The 14,611-nt window shown below is 69.0% G+C and carries 19 protein-coding genes; 15 read left to right on the forward strand and 4 right to left on the reverse strand.

From position 1 onward, the window contains the following. Positions 1–221: 221 nt before the first annotated feature. From AB0H86_RS19770 to AB0H86_RS19795, 6 genes are all read left to right on the forward strand, one after another. Positions 222–413 carry a hypothetical protein gene (locus AB0H86_RS19770; protein WP_362439859.1) on the forward strand — a complete coding sequence of 64 codons (192 nt, stop codon included), beginning with the start codon at positions 222–224 and terminating at the stop codon, positions 411–413. Continuing rightward, positions 397–921, forward strand: a complete 525-nt coding sequence (locus AB0H86_RS19775) for a DUF6879 family protein (protein WP_362439862.1) — start codon at positions 397–399, stop codon at positions 919–921. Before AB0H86_RS19770 ends, AB0H86_RS19775 begins: the two co-directional genes overlap by 17 nt. After that, positions 918–1,748 (forward strand): helix-turn-helix transcriptional regulator, encoded by an 831-nt coding sequence (locus AB0H86_RS19780; RefSeq protein ID WP_362439865.1) that lies wholly within the window; start codon positions 918–920, stop codon positions 1,746–1,748. Before AB0H86_RS19775 ends, AB0H86_RS19780 begins: the two co-directional genes overlap by 4 nt. A 244-nt stretch (positions 1,749–1,992) precedes the next feature. Further along, positions 1,993–2,247 (forward strand): hypothetical protein, encoded by a 255-nt coding sequence (locus tag AB0H86_RS19785; protein WP_362439868.1) that lies wholly within the window; start codon positions 1,993–1,995, stop codon positions 2,245–2,247. Positions 2,248–2,354: 107 nt separating this feature from the next. Then, positions 2,355–2,579, forward strand: coding sequence for a DUF397 domain-containing protein (locus AB0H86_RS19790; protein ID WP_362439871.1), 225 nt, complete (start codon positions 2,355–2,357; stop codon positions 2,577–2,579). A 92-nt stretch (positions 2,580–2,671) separates the two neighbouring features. Continuing rightward, entirely contained in the window at positions 2,672–3,151 is a 480-nt protein-coding gene (locus tag AB0H86_RS19795) for a hypothetical protein (protein ID WP_362439874.1), read from the forward strand. 66 nt (positions 3,152–3,217) lie between these two features. Here AB0H86_RS19795 and AB0H86_RS19800 read toward each other — a convergent pair whose 3' ends face one another. The 3 genes from AB0H86_RS19800 to AB0H86_RS19810 form a co-directional block, all read right to left on the reverse strand. Further along, a complete protein-coding gene (locus AB0H86_RS19800) occupies positions 3,218–3,634 on the reverse strand; it encodes a site-specific integrase (RefSeq protein ID WP_362439877.1) in 417 nt (138 codons plus the stop codon). 594 nt (positions 3,635–4,228) lie between these two features. Further along, positions 4,229–4,861, reverse strand: coding sequence for a hypothetical protein (locus AB0H86_RS19805; RefSeq protein WP_362439880.1), 633 nt, complete (start codon positions 4,859–4,861; stop codon positions 4,229–4,231). A 115-nt stretch (positions 4,862–4,976) separates the two neighbouring features. Continuing rightward, a complete protein-coding gene (locus tag AB0H86_RS19810; protein WP_362439883.1) occupies positions 4,977–6,134 on the reverse strand; it encodes an acyl-CoA dehydrogenase in 1,158 nt (385 codons plus the stop codon). Between the two features lie 230 nt (positions 6,135–6,364). Here AB0H86_RS19810 and AB0H86_RS19815 point away from each other — a divergent pair, with 230 nt between their 5' ends. The 6 genes from AB0H86_RS19815 to AB0H86_RS19840 all read left to right on the forward strand — a co-directional run bounded on the left by AB0H86_RS19815 (position 6,365) and on the right by AB0H86_RS19840 (position 12,794). After that, positions 6,365–7,708, forward strand: a complete 1,344-nt coding sequence (locus AB0H86_RS19815; protein WP_362439886.1) for a UDP-glucose/GDP-mannose dehydrogenase family protein — start codon at positions 6,365–6,367, stop codon at positions 7,706–7,708. Positions 7,709–8,253: 545 nt separating this feature from the next. Then, positions 8,254–8,898 (forward strand): hypothetical protein, encoded by a 645-nt coding sequence (locus tag AB0H86_RS19820; RefSeq protein WP_362439889.1) that lies wholly within the window; start codon positions 8,254–8,256, stop codon positions 8,896–8,898. Beyond that, a complete protein-coding gene (locus AB0H86_RS19825) occupies positions 8,895–10,247 on the forward strand; it encodes a copper resistance protein CopC (RefSeq protein WP_362439892.1) in 1,353 nt (450 codons plus the stop codon). Before AB0H86_RS19820 ends, AB0H86_RS19825 begins: the two co-directional genes overlap by 4 nt. Positions 10,248–10,274: 27 nt before the next feature. Beyond that, entirely contained in the window at positions 10,275–11,330 is a 1,056-nt protein-coding gene (locus AB0H86_RS19830) for a plastocyanin/azurin family copper-binding protein (protein WP_362439895.1), read from the forward strand. 118 nt (positions 11,331–11,448) lie between these two features. Continuing rightward, positions 11,449–12,060 (forward strand): hypothetical protein, encoded by a 612-nt coding sequence (locus AB0H86_RS19835; RefSeq protein WP_362439898.1) that lies wholly within the window; start codon positions 11,449–11,451, stop codon positions 12,058–12,060. A 44-nt stretch (positions 12,061–12,104) separates the two neighbouring features. Further along, positions 12,105–12,794 carry a cupredoxin family copper-binding protein gene (locus tag AB0H86_RS19840; protein WP_362439901.1) on the forward strand — a complete coding sequence of 230 codons (690 nt, stop codon included), beginning with the start codon at positions 12,105–12,107 and terminating at the stop codon, positions 12,792–12,794. 86 nt (positions 12,795–12,880) lie between these two features. Here the strand turns inward: AB0H86_RS19840 and AB0H86_RS19845 are convergent, their stop codons facing one another. Next, positions 12,881–13,384, reverse strand: a complete 504-nt coding sequence (locus AB0H86_RS19845) for a CGNR zinc finger domain-containing protein (protein WP_362439904.1) — start codon at positions 13,382–13,384, stop codon at positions 12,881–12,883. Between the two features lie 121 nt (positions 13,385–13,505). Between AB0H86_RS19845 and AB0H86_RS19850 the strand changes: the two genes are divergently transcribed. From AB0H86_RS19850 to AB0H86_RS19860, 3 genes are all read left to right on the forward strand, one after another. Then, positions 13,506–13,865: a VOC family protein gene (locus AB0H86_RS19850; RefSeq protein WP_362439907.1), complete on the forward strand. Its 360-nt coding sequence runs from the start codon at positions 13,506–13,508 to the stop codon at positions 13,863–13,865. A 14-nt stretch (positions 13,866–13,879) separates the two neighbouring features. After that, positions 13,880–14,272 carry a VOC family protein gene (locus AB0H86_RS19855; protein WP_362439910.1) on the forward strand — a complete coding sequence of 131 codons (393 nt, stop codon included), beginning with the start codon at positions 13,880–13,882 and terminating at the stop codon, positions 14,270–14,272. A 101-nt stretch (positions 14,273–14,373) separates the two neighbouring features. Continuing rightward, positions 14,374–14,598 (forward strand): hypothetical protein, encoded by a 225-nt coding sequence (locus AB0H86_RS19860; RefSeq protein ID WP_362439913.1) that lies wholly within the window; start codon positions 14,374–14,376, stop codon positions 14,596–14,598. Positions 14,599–14,611: the final 13 nt, after the last annotated feature.

The raw sequence follows: 14,611 nt of genomic DNA on the forward strand, positions 1-14,611 counted from the left end.
GGAGGGCGACCAGAGGAGCGGGCGCGTGCCCTACGGCAGGTTGCGGGCCATCACGATCCGCTGCACCTGGTTCGTTCGCGCAACAGACGAGCAGGCTCGGCGCAGGTTACGCGGTTTCCTGTTCTGTCAACCGTGATCGCTTGACCCACGCACCTCATCCTCGGGAGCATCGAGCCACACGCGGGGCACTGACAGCAGCACGCGAGACGGGAATCAGGACCATGAAGGTCACCAAGCTGGTCAGCACGTGCGACATCAAGGACTGCCCGACGATCTACGCGACGGATCGCGGCACCTTCCTGGTACAGGGCGAGACTCCAGCCGATCACGGGCTTCAGATTCCCGCTCACGAAACCCTCGTCGAGATCCCGATGGAACTGATCCAAAAGGCCATCCGTGACGACCTCATCTAGGAACCTCGGCGACCTCTTCGACGCGTTCGAGCGTGAGGCGTTCCGGCTGGAAACCCTGGACGACTACAGCAAGTCCGGGAACGTCGACACTTATCACGCGTTCCTGACCGGGGAGCCGCAGCCGGACGACTACAACGCGGGTTGGATCGAAGAACTCCGCTCCCACACCGAGAAAGGGAAGCGGGTTTACCGGGTGCATATCCTGTCCCGCCCACTCACGGACTATCTTAGGTTCGAACTCGGGTGGGGCTACCAGAGGAACATGACCGGGGGTGAGGAGTTCTTCATCCTCGACGTCACCGATAAACCCAACCCCCTGGAGAACGTTCCGGACTTCTGGTTCTTCGACTCCGAGTCCGTGGCTGTGATGAACTACGGCGGAACCGGGAAGTACCTGGGATCGGAAGTGCTGCCACCGGAACGAGCGGCGGAATTCACGCGCTACCGTGACGCGGCACTCGCGCACGCTGAACCGTTCACCGAATGGTGGGCCAAGTACGGGACGTGAACAGAGCACAGCTCGGGGCCGCGCTGCGGGCACTGCGAGTGGCATCCAGCAAGGAAGCCAAAGCAGTAGCCCGCAGCGCCCTCATGTCTCCGTCCAAGCTGTCCAAGATCGAGAATGCGAAGCTCGCGGCCAGCGCGACGGACGTAGAGCGCATCCTGACAGCCATCGGCGTCTCGGATGAGGTCAAGGCGGAGTACACGGAGGCCGCCCGCGCGTCGGCTACGGAAGCGACGGCATGGCGACTTCTGAAGCGCATCGGGGTCCACAAAGGCCAGCAGGCCGCCAAGGCTCTGGAAGCCCAGATGTCGATGATGCGGCTGTTCCAACCGGCGCTGGTTCCCGGCCTGCTCCAGACGCCGGAGTACATCCGGGCCGTTCTGCAACGTCACAACCTGAGTGAGGACGCTCTCACACGGACGATCAGCGGGAGACTCGAACGCCAAGCAGTCCTCTACGACAATGCGAAGGCACTGCGGTTCATCATCACGGAACCTGTCCTTCGGTGGCGAATCGTCCCGCCACAGATGATGGCTGCGCAGCTCGACCGCATCGTTTCCATTTCACGACTCTCCCATGTGGACATCCGCATAGTTCCCCTACAGATTCAGCAAAACGACATTGCAAATCACGCGTTCGTCATCCGCGACGACCGAATGGTCACGATAGAAACGGTCCACGCAGAGGTGGCCGTCACAGACCCCAGGGATGTGGGGCTCTACGTCGATAAGTTCGATGGATTCGAGCAAGTGGCGCTGTCTGGAAACGAAATGCGTAGTCTGGTCGAGGACATCCGCGATGACTTTTTGCGGGAACAGGAAACAGGCTAGAGCCGCACCCGTGAGCCACCGAAGATGGCGCCATGGAGATCGAAGAGAGAACTTCCGATCCTTGGCCCCAGACCACGGCAGGAACCAGCCTGAACGAACTCCCGCATGAGCCTTCAGCGGTGCCTGGCTGCTCTGACTGCCTGTCCCTGTCGGTTGCCCGCGAGAATGCGCGTTCCGCAGGGGATTACAGCGCCGTGTCCGACTGCAACGTCAAGCTGCGCCGGCATCAGACGGAGGCGCACTGATGGATATGCAGACGTGGCGTGACAGCCGCACTCGGGCGGACAACGCCACCAAGGTGCTCCGCGAAGCGCTGGCCGCTCTCGGCCTCCCTGAGCGCGTGCAGCAGCATCTGCGACCGATGGTCACCCATTCCGGAACACCGCTCGTGCACGTGGGAATGCTCAACGCCGAGTACATCGAGCAGATAGCCGAGGCGCTTCGCGTCGTGGCCGAGGCGCGGAGCCTGACGGCCGCTGCCCAGGAACCCGGGCCTTAGTTCCGGGGGCACCGCACGCCCACCTCTCTCCCTCCCTTGAACTCCCGTCCGACATGGGCGGCGGCGGCCAGTCATGGCCGTGATCAGTTGAGCAGGAAGGTGCAGCGATGCAGAACGGAACTGATCTGTACGGGCTCAACATCGACGGGGCCTCGTTCGTCCAGGCGTGCGGAGGCCCCTGCACCGAAGGGTGCGTAACCCTGGCCCGCATCGGCGACGACGCCTGGGCCCTGAGTGACAGCAAGCGGCCGGACGCTCAGCCGCTGCGGTTCACCACGGAGGAGCTGGACGCGGCCGGTATCGACCCGGCGCGGTTCGGCCTGAACGTCTAACCCTCCGCCCCCTCCAACCGGTCCCGGTCCAGCCCTCCACAGGGCCGGGACCGGTTGGTCCCGCGACCGCCAACACCGAACAGGAACGACTGGTGCACCATCACGGCTATCTGTGGACCGGCCCCAAACAGCTCTTCGACCAGGAAGCACTACGGCGGCCCCCACATCCCGAGCCGCCCCCGGCCGGAAGCAAGCCGGAACTGATCCAGCGCTACCGCGAGGTGGCCGCAGAATTCCCCACTTCTGATCTACCGCCCCTGGAAACAGCGTTCTGGCTCGTCAAGCCGCGTTCACTGGTTCGTGGCACGTGGGATGAGGCGAAGGAAGCAGCGTCATGGCTCGGGGAGCGGCTGGCCGAGTACGCACCCCGATTTTCATCAGAGGCGCAGCGCGACACGACCCACCTGGCCCTTCTCGTGAACTCCGCTGCTGAGCGGCTGGACTCGGGGGCTGATGTCTCGCTCGGCTTCTATCTCGAACGCCCCTCGTACCTGACCGTTGCCCTGGTGACCTGTTCGCGGAATCGCGCGGTGCCTGAACTGGCTTGTCCAGTCGGCCAGATAGGCACGTGATCCATCGACCGGGGTTGTCGAGCGGACACCTGAGCGATCTGACCGCTCGGCAGTTCCTTCGGCTCGCTATACCGACGCCGCCCGTAGAAGCTCAGGCCTGCCGATTGCGGCCGCCTCCTGTCGATTCGGTCCCAGGGCGCCGTCGATCGCGAGCCTCGCGCGGTCGGGGGCGTCAGGCATCAAATCGGAGTAGTACCGCTCGGTGAAGCTCACCGACATGTGGCCCAACCAGGCCGAGACCTCGGAAATCGCGACCCCCTGGCTCAGCAGCGACGCTGCGTAGAAGTGCCGGAGACTATGAGGCTTGAAGTACTCGATACCGGCTGCGGCAAGGGCTGGACGCCAGATCCTGCCGTACCAGTAGTACGGGTAGAGCAATCCGGTGCCCGTCGCGTTGCTGAACAGCAACTCGTCCTCACCCCAGGTGTCGTAGTCCCTAAGGTGACGGCGCAGGGCCAAGGCCACAACGTCAGGCAGGGGCACTCGACGCCCCGCTCCCCATCCTCACGCCATTTGGTGTGGCGCAGCCTCATGCTGCCGTATCGACCCGATCCAGTGTCCCGGTCGCAGGCAACTTGCCGGTCGACTGTGATCAGCTGGTTGCCGAAGGAGATTCGGTCACGGCCGAGGCCCATGGCTTCGCCGAGACGTAACCCGCAGCCAGCCATCAGCCAGAGCATTCCCCTGTATCGCTCCGGAGCGGCCGCAACTACGCCGAGCACTGCCTCCGTGCTGGGGATGTGGACGTCCGCTCGCTGATCTCGGTGTGTCCGAGCGCCACTTACGGGGAGGATCACTGGCCTGCACGGGTTGGTGTCCACCAGCCCGTGCTCGGTCGCCCAACTGAACACCGACATGAGGATGCTGAATCGGAATCGGACGGTGGAGTGCTTATAGGCACGTGAGTGCGTCATCCACTCCACCCACTTCTCGATGTGCGCCGAGGTGATACACCTGATGCCGTCGGCTCCAAAGAACGGCATCACAGCCGTGTTGAGCATCGTCCGGTACTGCTTGACGCTGCTGTTCTCCACCCCTCTCGTGGTGGCCCATCGTTCGAAAACCGCCACGAGCGGCTCATCGTCCGTCGAACCGGTCCCGTTCCGAGTCACTGTCGTCCCCCTTCAGATACCACCTGGCCTTTTCGGTCAGGCGGTCCGCGGGTCGGCCCGGCGGCCCGTCGAGGAAGCCCATGGCACGTGCCCGCCTGACGCGGCCGCTGATGGTGTTCCGGCTGAGCCCCCACGCCGTCGCCAGCCGCGTGACAGGACTCCGGTAACCCTGCTGCACCAGACACACGTACTCACGAGCCATCAAGGCGTACTCCCGCTCCGTCTCGACCCGATGAAGCACCGCCGCAGCGGTGGCTTCGTCAGTCGACCGGCCCAGGCGCGCACGCAGTTCCTTTGCTGTCCTGCGGATCTCCGCCAGGGAGATCGATCGCATGAGCTCCGTTGTGATGCCGTCCGTCCCAACTGTGGCGCGTGGATCGTCAGGCGGCTCGATGCGGAGGCTCGTCGGGCCGTCCCACGGCGCGTCGAGCAGGCTGACGACAGTCAGCTTCCATCCGTACAACTCGGCTTCGTGGACGAGCTGTTCCCCGTCCAGACGCCATCCCGCGGGCAAGTCCCCGCCTGACGATGCTTCGGTCACAAGTCGAAAGTAGCGCGGCACGCAACGACCGCCGTGTGCCAGGAAGTCCCCGGCCACACGAGAACGCTAGGACATGACACACGGATCTTTCCATGCTTCATGTCTCCGTAGACCCAAAAGAGTGAAGGGTGCCCAGCATCCGGGCACCCTTCGGCAGTCAGTTCACCAGCAGTTACGGCAAGTTGCGGGCCATCACGATCCGCTGAATCTGGTTGGTCCCCTCATACAGTTGCGTGATCTTCGCGTCGCGCATCATCCGCTCCACGGGATAGTCCCGCGTGTAGCCATAGCCGCCAAGGAGCTGCACCGCATCGACGGTCACCTCCATCGCCACGTCGGAGGCGAAGCACTTGGCCGCCGCGCCCTGGAAAGTGAGATCACTGTCACCGCGCTCGGACTTGGCGGCGGCCGCGTAGGTCAGCTGACGAGCCGCCTCCAGCTTCATGGCCATGTCGGCGAGCATGAACTGGATGCCCTGGAAGTCGGCGATCGGCTTGCCGAACTGCTTGCGCTCGCGGACGTACCCCTTGGCGTAGTCCAGGGCGCCCTGGGCGATGCCGAGGGCCTGGGCGGCGATGGTGACGCGGGTGTGGTCCAGGGTCTTCATCGCCGTCGCGAAGCCGGTGCCCTCCTCGCCGATCATGCGGTCCGCCGGGATGCGGACGTTGTCGAGGTAGACCTCGCGGGTCGGGGAGCCCTTGATACCGAGCTTCTTCTCGGGGGCGCCGAAGGACACACCCTCGTCCGACTTCTCGACGACGAAGGCCGAGATGCCCCTGCTGCGCTTCTCGGGATCCGTGACCGCCATCACCGTGTAGTACTCGGACTCGCCCGCGTTGGTGATCCAGCGCTTCACGCCGTTCAGGACGTAGTGGTCGCCGTCGCGGACCGCCTTCGTCTTCATGCCGGCCGCGTCGGAGCCCGCGTCCGGCTCGGACAGGGCGTACGAGAACATCGCGTCGCCCTTGGCGAGCGGGGCCAGGTACTTCTTCTTCAGGTCCTCGGAGCCGGAGAGGATCACCGGGAGCGAGCCCAGCTTGTTCACGGCCGGGATGAGGGAGGAGGAGGCGCAGACACGGGCGACCTCCTCGATCACGATCACCGTGGCCAGCGCGTCGGCGCCCCCGCCGCCGTACTCCTCGGGTACGTGCACCGCGTGCAGGTCGTTGGCCACCAGCGCGTCGAGGGCCTCCTGGGGGAAGCGGGCCTCCTCGTCGACCACGGCTGCGTACGGCGCGATCTTCGCCTCGGCCAGCGAACGGATCGCGTCCCGGAGCATGTCGTGCTCCTCTGACGGGCGGTACAGGTCGAAGTCAGCCGATCCGGCCAAGGTCTCTCACGCTCCAAAGACGCTGCGGTGCCTACGCTAATTACCGTTAAGTAACTCAAATTTTAAGGGCCTGCCCACCCGAGTGATACGTGAGCTTGGCGACAGCCGTGAAGCTGGCCTTCCGGGTCCGTTCCCCTACCCGGACTATGCTCTTCCAGCGCACCTCATGTACCCCACAGCCGTACCCGAAGCCGCACCGCGCCCCCCACAGTCGGACCCCTGGAGCATCCATGAGCCTCAAGATCACCGTGATCGGAACCGGCTACCTCGGCGCCACCCATGCCGCGGCCATGGCCGAGCTCGGATTCGAGGTGCTGGGGTTGGACGTCGTGCCGGAGAAGATCGAGATGCTCCAGCGGGGCGAGGTCCCCATGTACGAGCCCGGCCTCGAGGAACTGCTGCGCAAGCACGTCGCCGGGATCAAGGGGTCGACCGGCCGGCTGCGGTTCACCATGGACTTCGCGGAGGTGGCGGCCTTCGGCGACGTCCACTTCGTGTGCGTGAACACGCCCCAGCGGCACGGTGAGTACGCCTGCGACATGTCCTACGTCGACGCGGCCATCACCTCCCTCGCGCCGCACCTGACCGGGCCCGCCCTCGTCGTCGGCAAGTCGACCGTGCCCGTCGGGTCCGCCGACCGGCTCGCCGCCTATCTCGCCGCGAACGCCCCCGCGGGCCCGGCCGCCGAGCTGGCCTGGAACCCGGAGTTCCTGCGCGAGGGCTTCGCGGTCCAGGACACGCTGCACCCGGACCGGATCGTGGTGGGCGTGCGCAGCGAGCGGGCCGAGAAGCTGCTGCGGAAGGTGTACGCCGGCCCCGTCTCCGCCGGCTCGCCCTTCGTGGTCACCGACTTCCCGACCGCCGAGCTGGTGAAGACCTCCGCGAACTCCTTCCTGGCCACGAAGATCTCGTTCATCAACGCGATGGCGGAGATGTGCGAGGCCTCCGGCGGCGACGTGGCCAAGCTGGCCGAGGCCATCGGGTACGACGACCGGATCGGCAAGAAGTTCCTGCGGGCGGGGATCGGCTTCGGCGGCGGCTGTCTGCCGAAGGACATCCGGGCTTTCATGGCGCGCGCCGGTGAGCTGGGTGCCGACCAGGCGCTGACCTTCCTGCGCGAGATCGACTCGATCAACATGCGCCAGCGCGGGCAGATGGTGGAGCTGGCGCGGGAGGCGCTGGGCGGCGGGGCCTTCCTGGGCAAGCGGGTCGCGGTGCTCGGCGCCAGCTTCAAGCCGGACTCGGACGACGTCCGGGACTCGCCCGCGCTCAATGTCGCCGGGCAGATCCACCTCCAGGGCGGCCAGGTGACGGTGTACGACCCGAAGGGCATGGACAACGCCCGCCGTATCTTCCCGACGCTCGGGTACGCGGACTCCGCGGTGGAGGCGGTGCGGGGCGCGGACGCGGTGCTGCATCTGACGGAGTGGCGTGAGTTCCGCGAGCTGGACCCGGCGGCGCTCGGCGAGGTCGCGGCGACCCGGCTGATCCTGGACGGGCGCAACGCCCTGGACCCCCAGCTGTGGCGGAAGGCCGGCTGGACGTACCGGGCGATGGGGCGACCGACGGCCTGAGGCGATTGTTCGTCACCTGACTCCTCACCTGACTCGTCACCTGACTCCTCACCTGACTCGTCACCTGACTCGTCACCTGACTCGTCACCTAACTCCTCACGGAACTCGGCACCGAGATCGATATCGGGTCGACATCGGGATCGGCATCGGGTTCCGTGAATTCCTGACGGATTTTCGGGAGGGCGGGGAATTCTCGCGGGTTCCGTGAAGGAACAGGCAGATCTGCGGGGATTTTCTGTACGCCATTCGTCGCCACGTCCGGTGGGACAGGGGGCGTTGGGGTGAGTTCCCCAAGGTTGGGGCCTGTTTCCCGGGGACGGCACATGCCACCCTCCTCAGAATCATCAACATGAGTTCGAATTCCATCCGGGTTCCATTCGAGCGGCATGCGGAATGGACCGTTCTCACAGTGGGCACCCCCACGATGGAGAGCTAGGCAACAATCGGTTAACCGAGGCGTATTCGCGCGGAATCCGCTCTCCACTCCACTGGTGGTCATTCGCCGCACCCCCATGCGGATTGACCTGACCATGCCAGGAGTGAACATGCCCTTGTTCCACAGGGCGGAGTTGCCACGGGATCACCGCGACGAGTTGGTGGCGGGGGCCCTCGTCGGCGCCGTGGTGATCGTGCTGGGCTACGCGTCGGGCATCGGCGCCCCCTCCGCCTCCGGAGAGGCCGCCACCTCTCCGACGCCACCGCCCGTCGCCACGGCGCCGGCGATCCCCGAGCCGACCGCCCCGGCCGGCGCCGGCGCGCAGGCCCCCGGCACCGGAGCAGGCCAACTCCCTGCCGGGAACGGCGAGTTGCCCGGATACGGCGGGATCGGCGTGGGCTCCGGCTACGGCACCGGCGGCCAGGCGGGCGGCCCCGGGGGCCCCGCAGGCACCGGCGAGGCCGGTCACAGCGGCCACCAGACCGCACCGCCCGCCGGCACCGGCTCCCCCGCACCCACGCCCACCCCGTCCCCCTCGGGCTCCACTCCCGCCGACGGCGACACCTGCGAGGACGGCGAGGTCACACTCGTACGGCCGCTGCTGGGAGGGCTCACCCAGCCGGTGTTCGGGCTGCTCGACGGCACCGACGAGACACCCGAGCCGCAGCTGTCCCCCTGCGTCGGTCTCGCCCCTCTCTCCCTGACCGGTCTCCTCGGCGTCAGCGCCTCCCCCGGGTCGGAGGCGACGCCGTGACGCCGCCGCTCCGCCGCACCCTGCTGCTGCTCCTCCTCACCCCGCTCCTCTACGCCCTGGTCGGGGCGCCCCAGGCCGCCTCCGCCCATACCGAGCTGGTCTCCTCCTCACCCGAGGACGGCGCCGAGCTCACCCGGGCCCCCGACCACCTCACCCTCACCTTCGACGAGGCCGTCGACCTGACCGGCGTCCGGGTAATGACCGTGGACGGCGGCGACCGGCTGCCGGTGTCCCATGCGCCGGGCGGCGACGAGGACACCGTGCGGGTGGCGCTCGCCGCGCCGGAGCACGGTGAGCTCGCCGTCGTGTGGTCCGTCGTCGACGAGGAGGACGGACACGCCTCCTCCGGCCGGATCGCCCTCACCGTCGGCGCGCCGGCCGTCGGCGCGGCTGCCACCAAGACCGGCGGTGACGAAACCGTCGCCGCAGCTCCCGTGCCCTCCCCCTCGGTGCGCAAGGCCCTCGTCGCCGCCCGCTGGACCGGCTATCTCGCCCTCGCCCTGTTCGTCGGCGGTCTCGCCTTCCTCGCGCTGCTGTGGCCGCGCGGCGCGGACGTACCGCGGGCCCGGGCGCTGCTCGTGCTCGGCTGGGCGGCCGGACTGCTGGCCACGGTCGCCACCATCGGCCTCCAGGGCGCCTACACCTCTTTCGGCGGCCCGCGGGACGCACTGCGCCCGGCGACCTACGCGGAGGTGCTGGCCACCGAACCCGGTGTCGTGCTCGCCGCGCGCGGTCTGCTGTGGGTGCTGGCGGCGGTGGTGCTCGGCGCGCTGCTCCAGGGCGGGGCCCGCACCTCCCGCTCCCCGGGCTGGCGGGTGGGCGCCCTCGCGGTGACCTTCGGGCTGCTGCGTACGACGGGCATGACGGGCCACAACTCCGAGGGCGGCGAACCGTCCTGGGGCGCGGTCGCCGACTTCGTCCATCTGCTCGGCGCCTCGCTGTGGATCGGCGGGCTGGCCCTGCTCGCGCTGGCCGTACTGCCGCGTCGGCGGGCCGCGGAGCTGGCGGCTGTGGTGTCGGGCTACTCGCGGCTCGCGGCCGTGAGCGTCACCGCCATCGTCGGCGCCGGGCTGGTGCTCGCCTGGCAGGTGGTGGGCTCGTACGACGCTCTGCTGCACACCTCGTACGGACAGCTGCTGCTGGTCAAGACGGGCGTGCTCGGGTGCGTGCTGCTCGCCGCTTACGCGAGCCGCCAGTGGGTGCGCACCCGCCTCGATCTCGCCGTGCTGCTGCGCGGCGACGCCGCCACCGTGCGGCCCTTCGGTTACTCGGTCGCGGTCGAGACGGGGCTCGTCCTCGTCGTGCTCGCCGTGACGAGTCTGCTGGTCACGGCCGACCCCGGCCGCTGAACTCCCCCCAAGCACAAAGGAGTCGAAGTGAAGAACAGCAATGAGTCCGGTGACAGGCGGCGCAGGCCGCCCACCGGGAACCGGGGCCTGCTGGTCGCCGGGCTCGGTGCGGCGCTGGCCGCCGTGCTCGGCCTCGGGCTGCTGAGCGCGGTCTCCGCGTCCGGTTCCTCGGAGCAGACCGCGGGCGCGGCTCAGGCGCCCGCGGCCGCCGCTGCCGAGGCACAGCCCGCCGCCGCCCCCGCTGCCGACCACCAGGTCGACATCATGGGCAACAAGTTCGGCGACGGAAAGCAACTCGTCGTCGAGGTCGGCCAGACCGTCCAGTGGACCAACCACGACAGCGTGCCGCACACGGTCACCACCACGAAGGCCCCGGTCAAGTTCGACTCGGGGACCCTGAACCAGGGCGACTCGTGGTCGTACACCTTCAAAAAGGCGGGGACGTACGAGTACTACTGCGCGGTGCACCCGGACATGGTCGCGTCGGTGAAGGTCGTCGAGGCCGGCGGTGGTTCGTCGGGCGGTACGTCCGGCGGTACGTCCGGCGGGTCCTCGGGCGGTTCGAGCGGTGGTTCGACCGGCGGGTCCTCGGGCGGTACGAGCGGTGGTTCGACCGGCGGGTCGACCGGCGGGTCGACCGGCGGGTCCTCCGGTGGTACGACGCCGACCCCGACGCCCACCCCCACGCCGACCGGCGGCACCTCCGGCGGCGGTTCCGGTGACGACGAGCAGTGCGCCAGCGTCCAGAACGTGCTGATGCCGATCCTCCAGCACCTCTACGTGGCGCACCTGGAGCGGTCGCCGGGCGAGCAGGTGCAGGACGCTCTCGCGCTCGACTCGTACATCAAGATGCACACGGTGTGGGTGGAGAGCATCCTCAAGCCCGCCGTCGAGGGGGGCGGCTCAGTCGTCGACGACACGCTCGGCGCGCTGCTGAACCACGTCGAGAAGGCGCACCTGCAGGAGTCGCTGGGGCAGCAGGTCACCGACCTGCTCGACGTCGACAGCTACACGAAGATGCACACCGTCTGGGCCGGGCAGATGCTCACGCCCACCACGGACTTCCTCACCACCAGCTGCTGACGGGGTCAGCGACACAGAGGGACGCCGCTCCGGCCGGGGCTCAGCCGGCCGGAGCGGCGCCCACCCCATTCTCCACACCATCGCCATGCTTCGGGAACCGCTTTCCAAGGAGACCGGGATGACGACCGTCACCCTGCCCACCGTCCCTCCCCCGCCGGAGTCGCGCGCGGGCGCCGACCACCGGCTGCCCCTGCCCCTGCCCGGCCGGTACACCGTGGACCCCTGCCGCTCGCTCACCGAACTCACCGCCTGGTACGGCCCGTTGCCGACCCTGCGCCGCCGGGTGGCGCTGGCCGGGGCGTCCCTCACCGTGCCGGCCGACACCGAAGCCACGGAACCCGCCGAACAGGGCGAACACGCCGCGTACACCGCGTACACCGAGCGCGCCGAGCGCGCCGAAGACGCCGAGCACTCCGAGCATGCTGTCGGGCGCCAACACCCTTGCTTCCGCTTCGAGTTCGGCGGCCGCCACCTCACCGCCGCCCTCACCTCCGAGCACGTCGAAGAGACCCCCGGCCGTCTCCAGCTCACCGGCGATCTCGACGTGAACGGTGTCGCCTTCCCCGTGCTGCTGCGGTTGCGGGTGGTGGAGCGGTCCGACGACCGGCTGCTCGTCGTGGGGCGCGCCCGGCTGCCGTACCGGCTGCTGCGCCGCGCCACCGGGTTCCGGCTGCCATGGCGGCGGCCGGCCACCCGGCTACGGCTGCTCGTCGCGGCGGAGTTCGCGTGAGGGCGGCCCGGCGGACGACACGGCGGGCCGCCCGGGGTGCCGCCGTGTCCGCCGTGCTCACGCTCCTCGCGCTGCCGCTGCTGCCGGCCGGGCAGGCGTCGGCGGCCTCGTTCAGCGTGGCCATGAAGGGGTACGCCTTCTCGCCCGCGAACCTGACCGTCCCCGTCGGGTCCACGGTCACCTGGACCAACCAGGACACGGCACCGCACGACGTGAAGACCACCTCGGGCCCGGTCTCGATCCACTCCCCCATGCTCAACAAGGGGCAGAGCTGGAGCTTCACGTTCACCGCGGCCGGGTCGTACGGCTACTACTGCACCGTCCACCCGAACATGACGGCCGGCATCACGGTCCGCGCGGCGGCACCGGCGACGACGGCGCCTCCGGCGACGCACCAGCACACCGGATCCTCGGGGGAACACCGGGCGCCCGTACCGAGCCGGACCACCGCGAGGAGCGAGCCCCCGACGATGCGCATGCCGTCCTCGTCACCCTCCCCCAGCGCGTCCGGGGCGGCCGTACCGCAGTCGCCGCAGGCATCCTCGTCGCCTCAGGGCGCCCAGGCCGGGCAGGCGTCGCCGGTCACGCAGCTGCCCCCGACCCAGTCCACCGCCTCGGCCGCCCGGCCGCTGGACCCCCTGCTGGTGCTGACCGGCATCGTCGCCGGGATCGCGGTGCTGTGTCTGTTGCTGGTCGGCTCCCGGGCGACGGCGGCCCGGGAGGAGGAGGCGTAGGAGGAGGCGTGGGGGGTGCCGTTCGGGTCGTCCCGAGTCATCCCGGATCGGTGGCTCGGGGTGATCCGAACGGCGGCGCCCTTGGCTCAGTCCTTCGCCCGGTACCGGCGCATCTTCGCGCGCGCCCCGCACACCTGCATCGAGCACCAGCGGCCGCGGCCGGCCGGGCTGCGGTCGTAGTACGCCCAGTGGCAGTCGGCCGCCTCGCAGGCCTTCAACCGGGTCCAGGTGCCCTCGACGAGCGCCTGGCCGACGGCCGCCGCGACCCGGGAGAGCAGCGGGTCCGCGTCGGCGGGGGCGAGGCCGGCCGAGCCGTCGCCCGCGTCGACCGTCACCACCAGGGGAGCCGCCGCGAGCAACTCGCCCAGCGGGGTCACCGCGCGGTGCGGCGGGTGCCCGGCGTGGGCGAGCAGGGCCGCACGCAGCGATTCGCGCAGTTCACGGGCCGACTCCAGCTCGCCCAGGGCGATGCCGAACCCCGCCCGGCCCTCCACCCCGTCCAGCGAGTCGGCTCCCGACTCGATGTCCAGCGTGTTCACCAGGGACTGGACCAGGTCCAGGCCTCCGGGGGCGGGCAATCTCTCACTCATGCTTGCGACGTTACCGTCAATGCGTGAGTATGCAGTAACCGTTACTGGTTACTCGCCTGTACAGGTAACCCCGACCATGGGGAATCCGAAGGCAGGTAACCCCGACTTCGAGGAGGAAGTCATGGCTTTCGCCAAGCTGGGTGTCGTCGTCCTGGACTGCCCCGACCCCCGCGCCCTCGCCGAGTTCTACGCCGGTGTGCTCGGCGGCATCGTCGAGGACCAGGGGGAATGGGTGGAGCTGAAGCTGCCGGACGGGCAGGCGCTGGCCTTCCAGGCCACTCCCGGGTACGTACCGCCGAAGTGGCCCGCGCCCGACCACTCGCAGCAGTTCCACCTGGATCTCGTCGTGGCGGACCTGGACGCGGCCGAGAAGGAGGCGCTGGCGCTGGGCGCCAAGGCGCTGGACACGGAGGACCGCTCGCGGACCTTCCGGGTTTACGCGGATCCGGTGGGGCACCCGTTCTGCCTCTGTCTCAGCTGACCTGGGAGGACCTCATGGCACCCGTCGCACGCGTCCGCTCCGTGGTCGTCGACTGTCCCGACCCGCGCGCGCTCGCCGAGTTCTACGCACAGGTCGGCGGCGGCACGCCCGAGGGGGCGGACGACGACTGGGTGGTGCTGCGCGTTCCGGACGGGCCGCGGCTGGCCTTCCAGCGGGCACCCGGCCTCACCCCGCCGGAATGGCCGCGCGCGGACCGCAACGCGCAGCAGTTCCACCTCGACTTCGACGCCGGGAGCACCTGGGAGGAGATCGACGCGGCCGAGGAGAAGGTGCTGGCGCTGGGAGCGCGCGTCCTGGACCGGGAGGACTACGAGAAGAGGGACTTCCGGGTCTACGCCGATCCGGCCGGGCACCCCTTCTGCCTCTGCCGGATCGACCCGGTCTGACCACGGCCCCTGCTTCTTCCTCCCCGGCCTGAAAGCCGGGGCCTCCTCGAAGGAGACCCAGCGAGGAGGCCCCGGCGGCCCGGGCCGCGGTGCGCCGCGTGATGGCGGGCACCGACGGGCACGTCACCAAGCCGTTCGCGCTCGCCGAGGCCGTAGCGCGTCTCCAGGAGCTGCTGGAACGGGACCGGGCCGACGAGAGCCGACTGTTGCGCGGCGGTCTCACGGTGGACGTGGCTCGCCGCGCGGTCTGGCGGGACGGCACCCGGGTCGAGCTGTCGCTGATCAGGACGGTCCGAGGCCTCGGCTACACGATCACGCGCGATTGACGCCCGCCAGCCC

The sequence above is a fragment of the Streptomyces sp. NPDC050997 genome, assembly GCF_040660135.1.
Lineage (GTDB): Bacteria > Actinomycetota > Actinomycetes > Streptomycetales > Streptomycetaceae > Streptomyces.

Excerpts from the sequence above, each read along its gene's own strand:
- AB0H86_RS19820 (WP_362439889.1), top strand. The coding sequence starts at position 8,254 with ATGCCCTTGTTCCACAGGGCGGAGTTGCCACGGGATCACCGCGACGAG.
- AB0H86_RS19770 (WP_362439859.1), top strand. The coding sequence starts at position 222 with ATGAAGGTCACCAAGCTGGTCAGCACGTGCGACATCAAGGACTGCCCG.
- AB0H86_RS19860 (WP_362439913.1), top strand. The coding sequence starts at position 14,374 with ATGGCGGGCACCGACGGGCACGTCACCAAGCCGTTCGCGCTCGCCGAG.
- AB0H86_RS19815 (WP_362439886.1), top strand. The coding sequence starts at position 6,365 with ATGAGCCTCAAGATCACCGTGATCGGAACCGGCTACCTCGGCGCCACC.
- AB0H86_RS19785 (WP_362439868.1), top strand. The coding sequence starts at position 1,993 with ATGGATATGCAGACGTGGCGTGACAGCCGCACTCGGGCGGACAACGCC.
- AB0H86_RS19850 (WP_362439907.1), top strand. The coding sequence starts at position 13,506 with ATGGCTTTCGCCAAGCTGGGTGTCGTCGTCCTGGACTGCCCCGACCCC.
- AB0H86_RS19845 (WP_362439904.1), bottom strand. The coding sequence starts at position 13,384 with ATGAGTGAGAGATTGCCCGCCCCCGGAGGCCTGGACCTGGTCCAGTCC.
- AB0H86_RS19835 (WP_362439898.1), top strand. The coding sequence starts at position 11,449 with ATGACGACCGTCACCCTGCCCACCGTCCCTCCCCCGCCGGAGTCGCGC.
- AB0H86_RS19855 (WP_362439910.1), top strand. The coding sequence starts at position 13,880 with ATGGCACCCGTCGCACGCGTCCGCTCCGTGGTCGTCGACTGTCCCGAC.
- AB0H86_RS19790 (WP_362439871.1), top strand. The coding sequence starts at position 2,355 with ATGCAGAACGGAACTGATCTGTACGGGCTCAACATCGACGGGGCCTCG.